At 41.8% G+C, this 21,072-nt stretch carries 12 protein-coding genes; 7 read left to right on the top strand and 5 right to left on the bottom strand.

The genetic code is table 11. From position 1 onward, the window contains the following. Positions 1 to 307 precede the first annotated feature (307 nt). From RCZ04_RS08085 to rpmA, 7 genes are all read left to right on the top strand, one after another. Entirely contained in the window at positions 308 to 4,648 is a 4,341-nt protein-coding gene (locus RCZ04_RS08085) for a translocation/assembly module TamB domain-containing protein (protein WP_460485536.1), read from the top strand. Positions 4,649 to 4,723: 75 nt separating this feature from the next. Continuing rightward, positions 4,724 to 5,371 carry a LolA family protein gene (locus tag RCZ04_RS08080; RefSeq protein WP_460485535.1) on the top strand — a complete coding sequence of 216 codons (648 nt, stop codon included), beginning with the start codon at positions 4,724 to 4,726 and terminating at the stop codon, positions 5,369 to 5,371. Further along, a complete protein-coding gene (locus RCZ04_RS08075) occupies positions 5,372 to 6,859 on the top strand; it encodes an LptF/LptG family permease (protein ID WP_460485534.1) in 1,488 nt (495 codons plus the stop codon). A gap of 388 nt (positions 6,860 to 7,247) precedes the next feature. Next, the gene (locus RCZ04_RS08070; protein ID WP_460485533.1) at positions 7,248 to 8,594 is read left to right on the top strand and encodes a cytochrome ubiquinol oxidase subunit I; all 1,347 of its coding nucleotides are present in this window, start codon (positions 7,248 to 7,250) and stop codon (positions 8,592 to 8,594) included. A 12-nt stretch (positions 8,595 to 8,606) separates the two neighbouring features. Continuing rightward, the gene (gene cydB, locus RCZ04_RS08065; protein ID WP_460485532.1) at positions 8,607 to 9,647 is read left to right on the top strand and encodes a cytochrome d ubiquinol oxidase subunit II; all 1,041 of its coding nucleotides are present in this window, start codon (positions 8,607 to 8,609) and stop codon (positions 9,645 to 9,647) included. Between the two features lie 137 nt (positions 9,648 to 9,784). Further along, positions 9,785 to 10,411: a 50S ribosomal protein L21 gene (rplU, locus tag RCZ04_RS08060; RefSeq protein ID WP_460485531.1), complete on the top strand. Its 627-nt coding sequence runs from the start codon at positions 9,785 to 9,787 to the stop codon at positions 10,409 to 10,411. Between the two features lie 27 nt (positions 10,412 to 10,438). After that, positions 10,439 to 10,699 (top strand): bL27 family ribosomal protein, encoded by a 261-nt coding sequence (rpmA, locus tag RCZ04_RS08055; RefSeq protein ID WP_460485530.1) that lies wholly within the window; start codon positions 10,439 to 10,441, stop codon positions 10,697 to 10,699. Positions 10,700 to 10,771: 72 nt separating this feature from the next. Here the strand turns inward: rpmA and RCZ04_RS08050 are convergent, their stop codons facing one another. From RCZ04_RS08050 to RCZ04_RS08030, 5 genes are all read right to left on the bottom strand, one after another. Beyond that, the gene (locus tag RCZ04_RS08050; RefSeq protein ID WP_460485529.1) at positions 10,772 to 11,251 is read right to left on the bottom strand and encodes a hypothetical protein; all 480 of its coding nucleotides are present in this window, start codon (positions 11,249 to 11,251) and stop codon (positions 10,772 to 10,774) included. Positions 11,252 to 11,384: 133 nt separating this feature from the next. Further along, positions 11,385 to 12,794, bottom strand: coding sequence for a DUF4832 domain-containing protein (locus tag RCZ04_RS08045; protein ID WP_460485528.1), 1,410 nt, complete (start codon positions 12,792 to 12,794; stop codon positions 11,385 to 11,387). Positions 12,795 to 13,442: 648 nt separating this feature from the next. Then, positions 13,443 to 14,990 (bottom strand): DUF4832 domain-containing protein, encoded by a 1,548-nt coding sequence (locus RCZ04_RS08040; RefSeq protein ID WP_460485527.1) that lies wholly within the window; start codon positions 14,988 to 14,990, stop codon positions 13,443 to 13,445. Positions 14,991 to 15,202: 212 nt separating this feature from the next. Continuing rightward, the gene (locus RCZ04_RS08035) at positions 15,203 to 16,786 is read right to left on the bottom strand and encodes a glycoside hydrolase family 31 protein (RefSeq protein WP_460485526.1); all 1,584 of its coding nucleotides are present in this window, start codon (positions 16,784 to 16,786) and stop codon (positions 15,203 to 15,205) included. A 119-nt stretch (positions 16,787 to 16,905) separates the two neighbouring features. After that, entirely contained in the window at positions 16,906 to 21,003 is a 4,098-nt protein-coding gene (locus tag RCZ04_RS08030; RefSeq protein WP_460485525.1) for a response regulator, read from the bottom strand. Positions 21,004 to 21,072 lie beyond the last annotated feature (69 nt).

Below are 21,072 nucleotides of genomic sequence, written 5' to 3'. Positions count from 1 at the left end.
AGGAAGTACGAACCGTACAGGCAGGTAATAACGAGGGATGAATGACAAGAAATGAGTGACGAATCAGGAAGAAAACCTCCCCCTAGCCCCCTCGTAGAGGGGGAATGTGGTGACGGAAAAGTGAGGGTAAGATGAGGGTAAGATAAGGGTAAAATAAAAGAAAATTAGTGTGGTGAGGTATTTTTTCAGTATATCTGTTTTTGCTTTTCAATTTTATTTGTATCTTTGCACGCTAAGCAGGTACTAAAAAGCTCATTTTATCAAAAGATTAAGAAAAATACTTGTCCGTTTTTTTGTTATAACCCTTGTGTTATTGGGGGTTACGGCACTGCTTTTGACCTTACCGAGCACTCAAACCTTTATTGCTAAAAAGGTGGTGGAATACCTCAATAAAGATTTTGATATTGACCTGAATATAGAGCGGGTACACCTAAAAATCAATGGGTATGTGGATATCAAGCGGGTGCTTATTCGCGACCATAAGCAGGATACGCTCATTTCGGCAAAGAAACTTACTACTTCAATTTTAGACTTCAAACAGCTGATTGACGGTAATTTGTACTTTGGTGGGATTGAGGGAGATAGTCTTGTCTTCCATATGAAAACCCACAAAGGGGATACGCTTTCGAACCTTGATGTGTTTGTAAACAAATTTGATTCGGGCGAACCCAGTTCGGGCAAGTTTGTGATGAAGGCGAAAAGCATAGAGGTTACTGACAGTTATTGCTATATTTCGGACGAGAATAACGCCAATCCTTCTATCCTAAAAGTGGACAAACTGAACGCTAAGCTGAACGACTTTAAAATATTAGGCAGCAAAGTGTTTTTTGAAATGCAAGAAGGCAACTTCGGCTTTGATAACAAATTAAATGTTACCCACCTCAACACTTACTTTAGCTATACTGATAGCCTAATGCAAGCTAAGGATTTACGCCTGCAAACGGCGCTTTCGGACATACAGGGTACTGTAACAATGTTGCCTCACAACGGCAGTTTTGGTGATTTTGTAAACAAGGTAGTCTTTGACGTAAATCTGCCGAAAGCTACGGTAAACACTACTGATTTGAACGCTTTCTACAATGGCTTTAGCGGAGGAAGAAACATTGTATTAGAGGGCGTAACGATGAAAGGAACACTGAACAACTTTGTAATTCCGCAGGGACGAATATCTTACCAGAACACACTTATTGAGGGAGATTTGGCTTTCCAGAACTTACTTGCGGAACACGCTAATATTGCGGTGATAGGCAAGGGAGTGTATGCTGAAAGTATTTATAACGATTTGGCTTACTTGATGCCTAAGGATTTGGGCGAGAATATCCCCGAAGAGCTACAACGTTTAGGAATGTTTTCGGTAGAAGGTGATTTTGCTTACCGCACTACTTCGCTACAAGCTAATGTATTACTGAAGACTAATGACGGCGAGGCGCATATTGATGGCTCATTGGAAGACCTCACGCATACCGATAAGACCGCATTTAGAGGTACACTTACTACGAATCAGTTTCACTTAGGTAAGATTTTGGACGAGCCCACTATGGGTGCGCTCACTGCCGATATGACGGTGCGCGGGCAAGGATTGAACTTTAAAACTATGCAACTGTACGCCAATGGCACGATTCATTCGGTGGGGTACAACGGTTATAATTACCAGCGCATAGGCATTAATGGAGAGTTTAGAAATCAGGTGTTTAACGGAAAGATAGACGCACGCGACCCCAACCTTACAATGAGCTTTGACGGGCTTGCAGACTTATCGGGAAAAAACAACAAGTTTGACTTTGAAGCGGATATTACTATTGCGGATTTGCACGCCTTGCGCTTTATGGAAATGGATAGCATTTCGCAGTTTTGTGGAAAAGTAGTGATAGATATTTCGGGGAATCAATTAGACGATATTGTAGGGAAAATATCTTTTAAAAACACGAATTACGTAAATTCAGCAGGTGATTTTACTTTTAAAGACTTTGAGGTGGTTTCTACTTTGAACGACGGAGTGAAGGAAATCACGATTAACTCGCCTGATATTGTGAGCGGGAATGTAAAAGGGAAATTTAAGTTGGCTGAGCTCAAGAAGGTAATGCAAAATGCGGTGGGTAGCATTTATGCCCAATACAACCCGTATAAAATAGAGAAAAACCAGTATGTAGACTTCCATTTTGATATTTACAACAAGATAGTGGAAGTGTTTGTGCCTAAGGTGAAGATAGGCAGTAACACGTTTATCAATGGGAATATAGATGCTGATAGGGGGAGCTTTAAGTTCCAGATGAAGTCGCCCAGCGTGAATGCTTATGGCAACCAGATAGACAGTATCAGCCTTGAGATTGACAATAAAAATCCGCTGTACAATACTTATTTTGAGGTGAAGAAAGTAGATTTTGGGGTGTATGCTTTGCAGGACTTCAGTTTGATTAACACCACAATTAAAGACACGCTTTTCTTCCGCACTGAGTTTAAGGGGGGAGATACTGGCAAAGATACTTATGAGTTGAACTTTTATCATACGCTGAACAAGAAACAAGAGTCGATTATTGGTATTAAGAAGTCACTGATAAACTTCAAGGGTAATGCGTGGTATATCAACCGCGAGAATGCGATGGACGAGTATAACAAGATTGTACTCAACCGCACTGCCGATACGATTAGGGTGAGCAACTTCAAAATGGCGCACCAGAACCAATATATGAACCTCAGTGGGGTTATCACTACCAAAGATTACAAGAACTTGCACCTTGTGGCTCATAACGTAGCGTTAGACAAGATAGTTCCGGAAATGAAAAGGCTCAACCTCACGGGGACGCTTAACGGTAATGTGTCACTCACCCAGCGTGGAAACTTGTATTACCCTTCGGCAGACCTATTTATTCAGTATTTTAAACTGAACGGCTACGATTATGGTGATTTGGAAGTGGGTGTTTTTGGCAACAGTGATTTATCATCATTTGATGTGGGGGCGTTTTTCTCGAACGGGCGTGCACTTGGCTTTGCTACGAGAGGGAAAATAAATTTAGACAAGAAGCGGGGTACGTTGCTTGACCTTACGGCTTATTTTAAAGACTTTGAACTCTCACCTTTTAATCCGTTCTTGGAAGGTGTTTTCTACGACCTAAGAGGCACGATGTCGGGGCAAGTGAAAATAGACGGTAGTGTAACCGACCCACTGATGGACGGTACGCTCACTTTGCACAAAGCAGGGGTGGGAATTACTTACCTGAAGCTGAACACTAGCATTCAGGAAGGTGCACAGATAAAGGTAAATAACAAGACTTTTGACATCAACAACTGGGTACTGACCGATACAGCTTATAAAACCCAAGCAACCCTAAATGGTTCGATAAGACATAATAAGTTATTGGATTGGTTTTTAGACCTAAGATTACAAACTCTTGGCAAGCGCTTTATGGTGCTGAATACCCCTTATACTGATGATGCGTTATTCTACGGAACGGCTTTCATCAAAGGAAATGCTACCATTAAAGGAGCGTTAGATGAAATTGCGATTAAGGTAAATGCGAAGACCGAAGAGGGCACCTCGTTTAAAATACCGCTAAGCGATAGTGAGAGTGTGGGCGACGACTCGTTTATCACTTTTGTAGAGAAGGGTGATAAGAAAGTGCAAATTAACCGAGAATTGGAGTCTATCAAGGGGTTAGAACTGAACTTTGAACTTGATATCCTTCCTACTGCCGAAGTGGAAATTGTGATGGACAGGAAAACAGGCAGTAACTTGGTAGGGCGCGGGGCAGGTACGCTCCTCATTGAAATCAATACAAACGGTAAGTTTAATATGTGGGGGGACTTTATCACCTATTCGGGTTATTACAATTTCAAGTATGAGAATATTATCGACAAACGTTTTACGGTGCTACCAGGAGGGTCTATCTCGTGGAGTGGCGACCCACTAAGGGCGACTTTGCGCGACCTAAAAGCGGCTTATAACCTCACTGCGAACCCAAGTACGCTATTGGAAAGTACGCAATATAACCGGAAAATCAACACGCAAGTAATCATTAAATTAGAAGGCGAGCTGATGCGCCCTGAAACGTTGTTTGACATCACCTTCCCTGATAGTAGTCCGAGTTTGGTATCGGAGCTCAACTATAAGTTAGAAGACCAAGACCGCAAGCAGTTACAAGCCTTTTCGCTTTTGGCACAAGGTTCGTTTATGAGCGAAAAGAATACCGACAACCGTTTGGTAGCTTACAATCTTTTTGAAACGGCAGCAGGCTTGTTCAACCAATTGCTATCGGACGAAGACAACAAGTTGAACTTGGGAGTATCGTACGAAGCGGGTATTAACGATGGTTCGTCGGACATCAACAGCGACCGTTTGGGCTTTACTGTTTCTACCCAAATCACTGATTGGGCGAGTGTGAATGCCAAAGTGGGGATACCTGTGGGAGGGGTGAGCCGTACGGCTGTAGCGGGTAATGTAGAGGTGCAATTCCGCTTAAACTCGGATGGTAGCCTCACAGCTAAGATATTCAACCGAGAAAACGAATGGCAACAGTATATGCTCGACCGGATAGGGTACGCCCAAGGGGTAGGACTGACCTATTCAGTAGATTTCAATACCTTTAAAGGGTTGATGCAAAAGATATTTAAAAAGGGGGGCAAAGTGATAGAACCCAAGAGTGAAAAGTAAAAAATATATACCGCAATAAAACTTTGGAACAATAATTGCAGTTAGACAGAGATTAAATCATTAAAAACACTAGAAATGAGAAGAATATTTATTGTAGCTTTTGCTTTATTTTTAGGTGTATTTCAGGCATATAGCCAGCAAGTAGACAAAGCAAAAAAGCTATTGGATGAAGTGTACAACAAGATGGTTGCTTACAATAACATCTATATAGATTTTAAGTATAACCTCGATAATATTGCCGAGAATATCAATCAGGAAACCAAAGGTAATGTAACCATTGCCAAAAATAAGTATGTGCTAAATTATCTGGGGGCTACTAAAATATACGACGGACATAAGACTTATACCATAGTACCCGAGAACGAGGAAGTAACCATAGAGAAGAATGCGAGCGACGATAGTACAATTACTCCGTCGAAAATGCTTACCTTCTATAAAAAAGGTTACAAGTACAAATGGGATATACAGCAAAATGTGCGCGGGCGCAAAATACAATATGTAGAGCTAAAACCGCAGAAAGCTAATACTGATGTAAAACAGATTTTATTAGGGATAGATATACAAACTAAACACATCTACAACCTTATTGAAATAGGGAAGAATGGTACTAAGACCACTATCACAGTGAATACTTTTAAAACCAACCAGCCTATTTCAGACAAAATCTTTAAGTTTGACCGCGAAAAGTATAAAAAAGACGGCTATACTATCAGTGAATTGTAAATGAAGATATTAGACCGCTACATTATCACCCAGTTTCTTACTAACTTTTTAGGGGCACTCTCTATACTTGTTCTTATCTTTGTATTCCACACTATCTTTACATACATTGATGAGCTGGCGGGGCGTGGCTTAGAGTTGTGGATTATATTTAAGTTTTTAATTTATTTCATTCCACAGCTCATTCCTATTATTATGCCTTTGGCAGTGGTAATTGCCTCTATTATGACCTTTGGCGCATTTGCCGAAAACTATGAGTTTGCAGCGATGAAAGCCTCAGGTATTTCACTAATGCGAGTAATGCGTCCGCTAATTATACTGATGGCATTGCTGAGTTTAGGGACTTTTTTCTTAGCCAACAATGTAATTCCTGTAGCTTACCGTGAGGTGTATACCCTTAGGTCAAACATTGCTAAAGTGAAACCCGCTATGGCTATAGCCGAAGGAGTATTCTCTAATATTGGGGAAGATATCAGCATAAAAGTAGGAAAGAAAAAAGGTGATAACGACGAGTTTTTAGAGAATGTGCTTATTCACAAGAAGACACCCGATAAGGTGAACCGCACAGTAATTAATGCCAAACGAGGAGAGCTCAAAAGTTCTAAAACCAATAGTAACTTCTTACAGCTTATATTAGAAGATGGTACTTACTACGAGGATATTAAAACTAATACTTACGAAGCCCAACAAAAAGTACCTTTTGCCAAAGTACACTTTAAAAAATACGTTATTAATCTCGATCTTTCGCACTTGAACAATGTAGATTTTAACGAGAAAACTGATGCCACTACCTACCGTATGATGAATGTAGGGCAGCTGGATTACGCTATTGACTCTCTCCGCACTGATTTCAAGCAAAATATTACCGACTATGGCAATAATATGTTCCGCCGTACAGGCTTTTTGGCAACCTCTCCCCCACCGCCTTCTACAGAAGGACAGAAAGAGAAAAAAACTAAACCTGCTAAGGAAATTAGTTCGGTGAGAGAGCTTTTTAACAAATTGGATAACACACAAAAATCAATGGTACTTGATATGGCTATCAATACTAACCAGGCTCAGTTAGACAATGTGGAGTTCCGCCAAAGCGACCTTGACTATCGGTATAAGCTGATGAACTTACACATTTTAAACCTGAGTGATAAGTTTGCCCTCACGGTAGCCTGTTTTGTGCTCTTTTTTGTTGCAGCACCTTTAGGAGCTTTTATTCGCAAAGGAGGGATTGGGTTGCCTTTGGTAATAGCAATGATACTGTTCTTAGCTTATTATTTCATAGGAATGTTTATGAAGAATATAGCTGAAAACAACACCATCAATCCTGCCTTAGCACCGTGGATACCGGCTTTAATACTTTTGCCTTTAGGTATTTACCTCACCACAAGAGTTACGACTGATAAAGAAGTGTTCAACTTCCCTATTACCAATAAACTAATGCGCTTTGTAGAGGACAAAGTGAAGATGATAAAAGTGAAAGTTAAAAAGAATAAGTAAAATCGATCATATTTATTTATATTTTTATCAATGGATATTCAAAATATTGAGTATCCATTGATTTTTTATATCTACAATCAACACTATAATGCGAAAAATACCCAAAACACCCAATCAGTAATAAGTCACAAGAGACAAATGAATATTATAAATGAGCATAGGCGGATAAAGAATGAAAGAAGAGAAGTTAAGATTAAAGAAAACATAAGACAATGAGTAATTTTATAAATCTTAATTACTAATTTTAGAGATATCACGGGAAAGGGATATTTAAGAGCTAACTATTTAGACACGATATAAATTAACAGTCATTTTTTACTTTTCTTTTGGTATATTACTCATATAGTGTATTTTTGTCCCCTATTTCACTAATAAAATTACTCAACGTATGGAAACAGAAATTTTAGCACGTATTCAGTTTGCTCTGACGATTGCTTTCCATTACATCTATCCACCTTTAAGTATAGGGCTTGGACTCATAATGGTTGCCTTTAAAGGTATTTACCTACGCACTGGTAAACAAGAGTACGACAAGCTCGCTCGCTTCTGGACGCGCATCTTCTCTCTTACCTTTGGTTTTGGGGTTGCTACTGGTATCGTAATGGAATTTGAATTTGGTACCAACTGGGCTACTTATTCTCGCTATGTAGGCGATATTTTCGGTAGTGCTTTGGCTGCTGAGGGCGTTTTTGCCTTCGCTTTGGAAAGTTCTTGCCTCGGTATCGTTCTCTTTGGTTGGAACAGAATCAAACCTTTTTGGCACTTTATGGCTACCCTTGGAGTGTGGTTAGGTTCAATGTTCTCAGCTATCTGGATTGTAGTAGCGAACAGCTGGCAACAAACCCCTGCGGGTTACGAAATTGCTGGTGAAGGCTTGCAAGCCAAAGCGGTAATTACCGACTTCTGGGCGATGGTGTTCAACCCTTCGAGCATTGACCGTATATGGCACGTGTGGCAAGGTGCTTTCTTAGCAGGTATCTTCTTAGTACTCAGCGTTCACGCTTGGTATATCCTCAAAGGTCGCCACGTGGAAATCTCTAAAAAAGCCTTCAAAGTCACCCTTATCATCGGTACTATTGTAAGCTTGTTGCAATTGCTTTCAGGTCACAGTTCTGCTGAAGGGGTAGCTGTAAATCAACCTGATAAATTGGCGGCTATGGAAGGCCACTTCAAAACAGGCCCTGCCGATGCTTATATCATCGGGTGGGTGGATAAAGACAACGAAGTAACTCACGGAGTGAAAATCCCTAACGGACTTTCGTATATGCTACATTGGGATGGCGATGCCCCTGTAACAGGTCTTGACCAATATCCATTGGAAGATCGCCCTGGACAAGTGAACGCCGTGTTCCAATTCTATCATATAATGGTGATGATCGGTATGTTCCTCATCGGGCTCACCCTCTTGGCTTCTTTCCTATTGTGGAGAGGCAAATTGTACGACAAACGTTGGCTATTGCACGTATTCGTGTGGAGCGTACTCTTGCCGCAAATCGGTAACCAAGTAGGTTGGTTTGCTGCCGAAATGGGTCGTCAGCCTTGGATCGTGTACAAACTCTTGCGTACCAGCGATGCCCTTTCTAAATCGGTAACCGCTAACCAGATACTCTTCGCGATTATCTTATTCACCATTATTTACATCATCCTCTTCGCCTTGTTTATGTACTTGATGAACAAGAAGATCGTTCACGGTCTTGACGAACACGAAGAACAAGGACAATTACAAACTGCCTAACATTTAACAAATATGGAATTAGGATATTTTTTAGGAATTGACTACCCTACGTGGTGGTTTATCATCATAGGATTTTTGATCACAGGCTATGCTATCTTAGATGGCTTTGACTTTGGAGCAGGTGCGTGGCATTTGTTCTTTGACAAGAAAGAAGAACGCCGTGTAGCCTTGAATGCTATCGGACCTGTGTGGGACGGTAATGAGGCGTGGCTCGTAATCGGTGGAGCGGGTATTTTCGCTGGTTTTCCACTGATGTACGCTGAACTCTTTTCGGCTATGAACACCCCACTGATGCTCTTCTTGATGTTTATCATCTTCCGTGCGGTATCTATTGAGGTGCGTGGCAAAGAGGACAACCAAAAATGGCGCGACACTTGGGATACCGTGTACAGCGTGTGTAGCATCGTGCTTCCTGTGCTTTTGGGCGTGGTAATGGGCAATGTGCTACAAGGATTGCCATTAGACCAAGATTTTGTATATCAAGGAGGTGCACTCTTTGACTTCCTTACTCCTTACGCTTTGCTCGTAGGGGTAATGACTCTCTTGCTCTTTATGGTACACGGTGGTTTGTACTTACTTCTCAAAACCCACGGCGATATGCACCACCGCATTGAGAAACGCATTAATTATGCATACCTCGGCTTCTTGATAGTGTTTGTAGCCGTAGCGATTTACAGTATGCTCACTCCGCACTTGGCTGAAAATATCGCCAATAGCACAGGTCTCAAAATATTTCCTGTATTACTTTTGCTCAGTATCTTAGGTGTGGCTATCTTCCTCAAGAAAAAAGATTACAAATGGGCTTTCGTGAGCACTATTCTCACCATTGCTTTCTTTATGATCATAGCAGCGCTGAACTTGCACGTTACTTTCTTGAGAACTACTTTAGAAGGTGGTAACAGCATTACCGTGTACAACGCAGCAGCGTCTACCAAATCATTGGAGATTATGCTCACTATCACTGCAATAGGAGCTCCATTGTTGCTTATCTACACCTATTTTGCTTACAAAGTATTCTGGGGTAAAGTAAAAATTGATGAACACAGCTATTAATTGATACAAGTCTTATAAACAGTACAAAATAAGAAAGAGAGAAAAAGTTTTAAAACTTTTTCTCTCTTTTATTTGGGTAGATAAAAAATAATTCGTACTTTTGCGCCCGATTTAAACCATTATTAAATAACAAAGCTATGTATGCAATTGTAGAGATAGCAGGGCAACAATTTAAAGTTAGCAAAGACCAAAAAGTGTTTGTTCACCGTTTGCCTAATCAAGAAGGTGATAAAGTAGCGTTTAATAACGTACTCCTTTTAGATAACAACGGTACCATCACTATTGGCGCCCCAGCTATAAATGGAGCTTCCGTAGAAGCAAAGGTTTTGAAACATTTGAAAGGCGACAAAGTGCTCGTATTCAAAAAGAAAAGACGTAAAGGTTACAAAGTTAAAAATGGGCACCGTCAGTCCCTTACACAAATTGTAATTGAAAACATCGTCGCAAGTGGTGCTAAAAGTACCCCAGCAAAACCTAAAGCAGAAAAAGTTCCTGTTAAGTCAGCAAAGGCTGATGATTTGAAAAAGATAGAAGGTATTGGTCCTAAAGCAGCTGAAGCCTTAGTAACAGCAGGGGTAGACACCTTTGCTAAATTAGCTAAAAAATCAGCCGAAGATATCAAAACCATCCTATCTGAAGCTAGTTCAACCTTAGCTCACTTAGACCCTCAAACTTGGGCTGCTCAAGCTAAATTAGCCGCCGACGGTAAGTGGGACGAGCTTAAAAAGTGGCAAGACGAGTTGAACGGTGGTATTGTAAAGTAATTGTTAAACCTTAAAATTTAAGAAAAAATGGCTCACAAAAAAGGTGTCGGTAGTTCTAAGAACGGTAGAGAATCTCACTCTAAACGCTTAGGCGTTAAAATTTTCGGTGGTCAAGTTGCCATCGCAGGAAACATTATTGTTAGACAACGCGGAACTCAACATAATGCCGGCGAAAACGTGTATATTGGTAAAGACCACACTTTGCACGCTAAAATCGATGGTATCGTTAAGTTCGAAAAGAAAAAAGATAACAAATCATTTGTTTCTATTATCCCTTTAGAAGCATAATAACGTTTTAAAATGTTTTTATAAAAAAAGCCTTTGGATATTCCAAAGGCTTTTTTTTTAAATAATAATATCCTACTCTATTATAATAGTGTATTTAGGGTCTATATTAGTACGTGGGTCAAAAACAAAATCAAAAAAAGTTGCATCACCTTTCTTTCCTTTGATTTCTTGCCTTACGCGCCCTACTTCTACGTCTTGTTTGTTAAGAACTCTCACCATTACAGTCCCTTCAAAATCTTTCTCAAAAATGAAGTAAAGAGAAAGTTTATTGTCGTTGCCTTCCTGGCTGTCCACAGTATGGTGACCTAATTTCAATCCGCGTTGGGTAAGAGCTTCTGAAAGTTTCAGCATTGAATTACCTGATTTATCAATCCCTTCACCTACCCCATCACCGAAAGAACGTACGGTACCACCTACAATTTCGCCCGCCTTGGTAGCGGTTTTATTTGCCACATCCTCAGTAGTCTCTGCTGCTTCCTTCGCTTTATTTGAAAAGAAGTTACAAGAGCTAAACACTACGGCTATTGCCATTACTGTTATTACTTTTTTCATTGTTACTGTTTTATTTGATAGATTATTGTGCAAAAATACAAATATATTACCAATTAGAAAAATAATTCAATTAAAAAAGAGCCACCAAACAGAGCCTCTCCGTTCAACTCTCCTAATGATTAATCGCTAATTTCTAATTCTTAAGCTCTATTGTATTGATTTTATTATAGCCTGTCCGAGCCTCCCACACATTCTCATTAGCTAACCGAATGCTGTATTCAGGACGATTAGCTAAGCTCCGATAAGGGTCTGGAAAATTCAGATAAACACTGTATTCTCCCGCCGTAAAGCCATTGGGGAGGTCTATTTCAATTCCTAAGGTAATAGTTTTACCCGCTACCCAGCGACGTGGGTCAGCATCTACTTTAAATACTTCTTTCTGACTACCGTCTTTTTTTACTAACACTATCTGCACATCACGCGAATTATACGGCGCTGCAAAGCCCTCATTCTTGAGTTTTAATTGCAGTTGCAACTTCCCCCCTACTCTTATATTCTCGTTAAATTTCCCCTCAACAAGCACAAAACGGTAACCCAATCTGTTCTTAATTTCATCCATACATTTATGGTTCTTCCAGCCTGCAATCACCTCTTGATGATAATCCATATTAAGGTAACTCCAATGTTGAGTAGCCATTTCTTTAAGTGTGTTCTGGCACTCTGCATACGACGATAACTTGCAAGTCTCTCCTCCCATCACCACATATTGGGTTTCTCGCGCTAAATAGTTGCGCTCCTCCTGATTGTTAAAGGTACCAGTATCAGTGGCATCCGCAAGAAAACAATCATTGTGATAACCAATACGCGACAAATTACTGCCATTAAAAGCTGTTTGAGCTGTAAGTGAATCTTTTATGGCAATACCCATCGTTAATAGTTTTGCTTTAGGAGTGCGTATGGCCACCATTCTATCTTTAGGAAGTATGCTCAATAATTTCTCTAATACACGCTTGCGAGGCGCGTAATCACCAGCGTTATCTTTAGGTTTAAACACGTAGTTATCAGTGTAATACCATTCACCCCATACGCCCACAAAACCTGCTTCCCACACCGCAATCACATCAGCATTCTCCTGAATAATAGGGCGCAACTGTTCCAAATGCTTTTCAGTCCACTGCCAAGGTGCGTCCCAAGGCTTGTCGCTCTGAGATTTTGTATACGCAAAACGCAATATCACCTTAGCACCACCCTCCCGAATTGTGCGCATATTACTGCGAATCTTGTTGAGAAAAGCCTCAGAAATAGGTTTGTCGCGGAAGTCATTTAGGTAATAGATAGTAAGAAAAAGATTGATTCCTTCTTCCCGCTTCCTTTGTAGCAATCTCGCCGTAATCTCATCATTACTACTCTGATGAGTGTAAAATCCCCTTTCAGGATTCAAAAAAAAGTCATTCGTTTTTTTATACGAAACCACTTGTGTTAACTTCGCATCATTAGGCAGAGGCTTACTATTCCCCCCTTTATCAGGAGTATCGTCGTCTTTGCTTTGGCAACTTACAGTCAAGACTAACAAAACACTCAGAATTGCAAAATATTTCTTCATAAAACTATTCATTTTTAACGCTATTATAGCGCACAAAAGTAATAAATTTCTCCAAAATCACAAATATTTTAATCAAATCAGTATACCAAAAAGATTTTTTTCTGCTTCGTAATATCTGGTCATTCTATTTCTATAAAAAAGTGCATACCAGCATCAAGACTTTTAAACACTCTAAACAAATCATCAATACACCTAAACTTCTCTACTACTTCATCCCTTATTCAACTTCTTTTTTCTTTCGATTTATTTTCCTCAAAAATACACTTTTTTTATTCACTCTTAACTACTAACTCTCAATTACTTATATACCCTTTGTATATCAATCGTCCAAGATTCGTTCAAGGTTCGTATAAGCTTTGTATAAGCTAAGCATACCCTCCTAACACCCCTTTCTCACCAAAAAACTGCTTAAACACCTTTCTATATTTTTCATTTTTCTTCGATGGTTCTAAAAACTTTACTACCTGTCCAAATTATCCGCCCTCCCGTCCGACTCGTCCGAAAAGTCTAATTTTCTACTTGCTTGTGTGGCTCGCACCGTGCTACGAAAGTTCATTTTTTAGTATTTCTGGTATTTCTAGTATTATTAAAAAAGGTCAGCAAAATCCTATTGCTGACCTTTTCCTTTTGTTTGTATGATACTAATCCCTATTGAATTGTAATCGTATTGAGTTTATTATAACCTGTTTGAGCTTCCCATACATCTCTATTTGCCAAACGAATGCTGTATTCCGGACGATTAGCAAGACTTTGGTAAGGGTCAGGTAAATTCAAATAAACATCGTAAAGCCCTTTAACCAGATGTTGTGGCAAAGAAATATCCGCTTTCACTTTCACAGTTTTACCTGCAAACCAGCGTCGTGGGTCGTCATTAAGCTTAAATACTTGTTTTTCTGAAGTACCTTTTCTCACTAAAACAAGCTGTACATCACGACGATTATAGGGCGACGCAAAGCCTTCATTCTTGAGTTCAAGCTCTATTTGCAAACGTCCACCAGGCACTGGATTGCCCGTAAATTTACCGTAGTTAAGCGCAAACCGATAGCCTAATTTTCGCTTCATATCGTCCATACACCTGTTTTTCCAACTATTAATAGTACCGTCGTGAAAATCCATATTGATATAACTCCAATGATACAAAGCCATTTCTCTTAAAGCATTACCACATTCAGTATAAGTATTCGGCGGAGTACAAGTTTCTCCCCCCATTGCCACATATTGAGTTTCCCGCTCCATATACTTGCGGTAGTTTTCATTAGGATAAGTCCCCATATTAGGAGCATCAGCCAAAAAGCAATCATTATGGAAACCTATGCGTGACAAATCACTTCCGTTGTAAGCATTCCCCTCTGTAAGATTGGTGTACACATTGATGTTTTGGGTAAATATCTTTGCCATTGGGTAGCGCACAACTACCATTCTGTCCTTAGGTAAAATACTCAATTCTTTAGCTAATACCTTTCTACGGGCTTCATAAGCCCCTGCGTTTTCTTGAGGTTCAAAGCCGTAATTATTAGTGTAATACCATTCGCCCCATACACCCACAAAACCTGCTTCCCATACAGCTATCACATCAGCATTTTCGCGAATTATCGGTGCCAATTGGTTGAGATGTCTTTCCGTCCAATACCACGAAGTATCTCCCCTACCATTGTGATACTCACTTTCGTATTTTGAATAAGCAAAGCGTAAAACCACCTTAGAGCCTCCTTCGCGAATCACCCTCATATTATTCCTGATACGATTTAAAAAGTACTCAGGAATGTCTTTCTCCCGAAAGTTATTCATATAATAAATCGTGAGAATAAGGTTTATTCCCTCCTCATTTCGCTTTCGTCTCACCCAATCTGCAGTAAGCGTCCAATTGCCTTCCCCTTGGTCTTGATGAGTTAAAAATCCTCTCTCAGGATTTAAAAATATCTCATTAGTACCCTCATATCTCACAATTTGGTTCAGAGAAGGAACAGTTGGAGGGGTTACCGGAGGAGTAACGGGTGGGGTTACCGGAGGTAGCGGAGGGGTAACAGGTGGGTTGGTAGTCGTAGTTTGGGTAGTGGAAGTAGTTGTAGAGGTGGTCGTAGAAGTCTCAGTAGTAGAGGTTTGAGAGCCTCCCCCGGGTTGTTCTTCATCGTCTTTACTCTGGCAAGCTATAGCTATTGCCAACAGAACGAATAGTGTTAAAAAGCTTTTTTTCATACGTTTGAATGTTTTAAGTTTATTTTTAATTCAATAGAGTATCTCCAAAATTTTAAAAGTTGTTTTTACATCACAAACTTTGTCAAAGTCCAAAAACTTTGACAAAGTCTATTGTATTAATAATCAGTTATAATTACGTCACTTTATGTAGATATAGAAGCATATTGTATACACTCAATAAACTTTTTGGATACCTCTACATATCTAATTTATTATTTAATCTTTACAAAATAAGGCAATCGTTCTAAAGGAACTTTGAGGGTGTACTGCTTGCCTCCTTTGTATTTCTTGCCTTGGTCGTCTTGCCAAGTGCCTTTGGGCAATTTGACGGTGCGCACATCGTTTTCGGTCATTACGGGGGCTACTAAGTACTTATCACCCAGCATATATTGGTCTTTGCAGTGGGCAAATCCTTGATGAGGGAAAGCGTACTCCATACTGCGGACGATAGGTTCGCCTGTTTGTGCTGATTTTTTAGCCTCGGCAATGATATAATCGCCTAACTGTTCGTGCCATTTGGCGTATTTAATGCAGATAGCTAAATTCTCTTTGGAAAGGATGCGCCAAGGAGCTACTGAGAATTGCATCATCGGCATCATCGAGTGGATTTGGCAAGAGCGCACGATGAGTTTCTGGTTGAACTTTGCAGGGTCTACATTCAAGAAACTGCCGTATTCGCCACCGCCAATCATATCGGGACAAGCGTAGGCATAACCGTTGAGCCCTGCAGCGATCATATCGGGGACTAAGCGCTCCACACCGTCCCACGAATAACTCTTGTCGCCCAAGCGTTGTACTAAAGGTTGTCCGCCGAGTTTCCAGCAAGCGCGGAACTCGTTGTAAGGGAATTCCAAGCCCAATTTACCCCAAAGCAGGCTTTGCTCTACATCATACGATTTTTTGTCGAACACGTCTACCTCTTCTGCCAAATAGCGTTCGGGGTCACCCGCATCAAACTTAAAGCCATCGATACCGTATTCTTTTTGCAAATCTTTGAGTACTCCTACAAAGTGCGCAAAGGCATCGGGATTGCTGAGGTCATAGCAAGCACTGAGTCCGTTCCACCAATCGAGGATAGCGGGGGTTTCGCTGCCTTTTTTCTTCACCAAATAGCCCTTGTCGCGCAAAAAGCGGTACTCCTGGCTGTCGGGCGATACAAACGGACATACCCATACCATTACCTTGAAGCCCATTTGGTGCAATTGGTTCACCATTTCTTTAGGAGTAGGGAACTTATCGGGGCGGAATTGCCATACGCCATAGTCTTTTTGCCAATTGTCGTCAATCATAATCACGCCAGTGGGCATACCGTTATCCACAATTGCTTTGGCATAAGCCAAAACGTCTTTCTCATTCTGATTGTAAATGAGTTCAATCCAAGTGTTGTACTGTGGTTTGGTAAAGAACACTTCGGGAGGAATTACTCCTGAAGGTGGGAAATACTGCTTGCTCACAGCCTCGTAAGCACTTTTGAGGGTATTACCTGCCGTGTGGCAGGTTACCGTGGCGCGTGAAGGCGTAAGGCAGATTTTACCCTCCTGAAACTGATAAGCAAAAGGAGCGTCCGATACAATATAGCGCCCTTGGTTAGAGTACAAAAAGGGCACCGACTGGTTGTTAAAGTTTTCAGTGCGCAGGTTGTAAACGCGCTCCGAAGGTTGGTAAGGCATTTCTTTGCCCACCCCTGTAAAACCACCCCACCACTGTTCGTTGGGAAGTAGGGTGATTTCAGTGGGTTGTTGTGCGCTCGCCCATAGCGAACTGCACAGCGTAATAAAAGCAAATATTCTTTTCATTCTGTGTGGTTTTATTGCTTATGTATTGTATAAACCTCCCCCTAACCCCCTCGGAGAGGGGGAATTAGCGACGGGCATTATACACGAATATCATTTTTTAGTCATTATTTTCTTACCTCTTACCTTTTACCTGATGAAATGTATTCAGAGGGGGAAACCCCGAATTGTTCTTTAAAGGCTCGGGTGAAATACGACGGACTGTCGATGCCTACTTCATAACACACTTCGCTGATGAGCTTATCGGTGGTTTTGAGCAGTTCGGCGGCTTTGTCCAAGCGTATTTTGCGAATGTAGTTCGCCAAGGTAAGGTCGGTGGCTTGTTTGGCAAAGCTGTACAGTTTGGTGCGGTTCAATCCTAATTCAAGGCAAAGGTTATCTACCGAGAAATGAGGGTTCTGCAAGTTGGTCGCCACCAAATGGGTGAGCTTATCCAATAGTTCTTGTTGTTTTTTATCGATTACCTTCTGACGGATATTCTCAGTAGGGGTGTGCTGTTTGCTTTTGCTGAGCAAGTTGCGCACATTGGTTTTGAGCAATTTCACGTCGAAAGGTTTGGTGAGATAGGCATCGGCGCCCAGCTCAATGCCTTCAATTTGCGATTCAATTTGCGATTTGGCGGTGAGCAATATCACAGGGATAAAGCAAGTTTGCAGGTTCCTCTTGAGGATAGCACAGAGCTCAAAACCGTCAATCTTAGGCATCATCACATCGGAGATGACCAAATTAGGGAAATGCTGGTTGCACTTCTCAATAGCCTGTTCGCCGTCCGAAGCGAGAATGATGTTGTACTCCTTGATAAAGATGTTTTTGAGTATCATCAGCACCTCGTGATTGTCGTCTACTAATAATAGTGTAGGCTTGTCCTCTTGAGGCAAATTCACGGTTTCATCGTCGTCTTCTCCTAAGTGTTCGTACTCCACAGCGTAATCGGATAAGTATTCTTTCAATTGGAAAGCACTGTCCTGCAACTTCTGTTCGGGCAATAAATAACTATCGTCCATCGGGAAAGTAACGATCACTTCGGTACCCACATTGGGCTTACTGCTGATGATAATCCCCCCGCGATGCGCTTCGACGAGTGATTTCACTAAAGAAAGACCGATGCCCGAACCCACGCGCTTTTGACCTTGTCCTTCCACGCGGTGGAAGCGTTCAAAGATTTCGGGCAGGACATTTTTCTCGAGTCCTACGCCTTCGTCTTGCACTTTTACGATGAGCTGTTTGCCCGCCAAAGTGTGAGAGGTGTTCTCAAAAGCGTTCTTGTACAGCAGTGAGCACTCGCTCAAGTTCCCCACGGACACTGATAAACGTACCGTGCTACCCGCATTGGAATACTTGATGGCATTGGAAAGGATATTCGAGAGGATTTTGCTAAAGTACTTCTCGTCTATCCACAATTGCACCTCTTGTTCAGGTAATGCCAATTGCATCGCGATGCCGCTTTGGTGTGCCCACTCCTTGAACTCGCTGAAAATAGACTGTACATAGCGATTTGCCGAAATGTAATTGGTTTTCAGCTGAGGGGTATACACGTCCATACGGTGTATTTCCAAGAGCTCATTCACCATATTGCTGAGCTTGCCCGTATTGCGTTTCAAGCTGTGTACGTGCTTGTTGGCGGGCATTTCCTCTTCCATTTCGCTCACGGCGTGGCTCATCAGGGTGAGAGGGGTGCGGAACTCGTGCGATACATCAGTGAAGAACTGCATTTTCATCTGCATTAGCTCTTCTTTTTGGCGTTCTTTTTCCTCTTGTACGGCTATGGTGTGCTTCATTTGCGTCCACCGCATAAAGTAGCGGAAACCTATGTACAGCAAGCCCACAAAGGCAAGTGCGTAGAGCGTATACGCCCACCACGTGAGCCAAAAAGGAGGTTTAGAAACCACCGTTAGTACGGCTTGTGTACCGCTCCACTGTTGCCAATCGCCTACCTCAACTAATAGTTTATAAGTACCATAAGGCAACTTTTGGTAAGCCGCGTGAGGAGCGAGCTCGTTCACTTCAATCTCGTGCCAATCGGTGTCGTAATCTTCTAATTTATAGCGATAGCGCAGGCGTTGAGGCGCATTGTAGGACAAGGTGGTAAAATATACCGCAAAATCGTTGTTCGGGTAGGCAATCGTCAAAGCATCGGTAAACTCAATAGGCGAATTGACCACCTTACCGTTGTTCTCGAACCTACTGAAATGCACTTTCAAATGCGCCGATGAAGGCATTTGCGCTTGAGGTTTGAAATAGTTGAACCCGTGAGAGCCCCCAAAGTACAGATTGCCTTGAGTATCTTTGCAAGAAGAAGCTGTACCAAAACTGTGCCCCTGCAAGCCATCGTTCTTACTGAAAGCTGCAAAGCGTTCGCGCTGAACCTTGAAATAGCTCAAGTAAAAGCCTCCACACCACACATTGCCAAAAGCATCGACTTCCACACTTTCGATATCGTTAGAAGTAGCCCCTTCGGCAATGCCGTAATGTTTTGCCGTATAGGCTGGCACTCCATTGGCATTGTCGGTGAAAACCACCTTGTTGAGTCCGCTACCCATTGTGCCTATCCAATAAGTATCTTTATCTTTGTCGATTGCCCAAAGGTAATTGCTACTCAGGCTGTGAGGGTTAGCAGCATCGGCAGTGTATTGTAGTACGCGCATCACTTCGCCCTGAGCGTTGAGCAACAAGCGGTTGAGGCCTGTAGTGGAAGTGATGACTAACTCGTTCTTAGCTTTGTCCACATATATTTTGTGGAGCTTATTAGTAGAAAGCCTACGCGGTTCGGGCATTGTTTCAGTAAAGGAGTAGACGTTCTGCCACTGTCCGTTTTGCTGCTGAAAGCATTCCAATCCCGAATAAGTAGTAATCCACAAGCGGTGAAAGAGGTCGAACTTGATGTCGAAAATATAATCCTTGCACAGCGGTTGAAATGTACTGACGATGCGTCGGCTTTGCTTGTCAATTACAAAAACGCGTTCGCGTACCGATACGTACAAATGTTCTTTATCGCTTTGAATGCTCGTCACGTTAGGTGAAAGTTCAGGAGCATAGCAATAATTCTCGTCGAGTTGAGCACTTTGGGTGTGAAATCTCATCACGCCACCGAACTTATTGCCTATGTACACATAGCCATCAGGGTCGGCATACATAGTGCTCACGAACTCCGAACCCACTTTGCTTTGAGGTTTTATCCATACGGTTTTGAAGAACGCATCACGCGTACTGCTGTACGACACCCCATCCGACCAAGCTGAGACCCACAAATTGCTATCCTTGTCCAAGAATACACTGTTAATGTGATTCTTTGCCGAATAAGGGTTCAGAGGCGAATGAGTGTGAGTTTTCAGCAGGGTGAGACTGTGCTTATCCAACTGAAAGATGCTTTCTTCATTCACTACCCACACGTATTGGCTACTCATTGCGAGCGACAACAAGTGCTGGTTCAGGTCGAATTCCTTTTTGGCAACAGCCGTATAGGTGTTGTCAGGATTACAAGCGTATTTCACCAAGCTATCGCGATAAATTACCCAGAGGAAGCCCTCGGCATAGAGCATTTTCACGATACCCGAACCTATGTTGTTCGCTTTTTCAGGAAGCGCTTTTAGAGTCCCCTTATCGCGAGCATAAGCCGATAGTGCAGGGTTGCCCGAAAGCCACACCTCGCCTTTTTCGCTCACTGCTATCTGCGGATTTAGCTGAGAGGTAGTGAGCCCAGAGGCATTACCGATAGGCAAAGTTTTCAGTGTAAGGGTTTTGCTACGCTCATTCCACACGGTTTTAGCACGCCTGATTTGGTTTTCAGTCAGAAGCCACAATTCATTATCCGCTCCTTTTTGTAAGAGTTTCACCTTGCTATAGAACGCTAAATCGAGAGGGTCGTCTATTTTAAAATTGACAAACTGCTTGAGACGTATATCAAAACAAGCAACGCCCGCTTCAGTAGCCACCCAAAGGTAACGCCCCATCGGTTGGAGGCTATACACGCGGTTGTAGTACACACTGTTAATAGGGTCTTGCTCGTACTTGTAAGCATCAAGGGTGTAGCCGTCAAAACGGTTCAAACCGCGGTGAGTACCGAGCCAAATAAAGCCCAACGAATCCTGAGCAATGCAAGTTACGTTGTCGTGCAACAAGCCTTCATTGCGCGTAAGATGGTGGAAAAGGAAAGTTTCTTGCGCTTGTAGCCATAATGGCAACAACAGCAGGATTCGCAGGAGCTTTATCGTTCTATTCATTTGTCGAAAATTCATTTAGAGGGCAAAGATATAAAAACCTTATTAAAAGCTCAAAATACCTAAATCTAA

It is taken from the genome of Capnocytophaga sp. HP1101, assembly GCF_054772415.1.
This window is presented reverse-complemented; position numbering and strand designations above follow the sequence as displayed.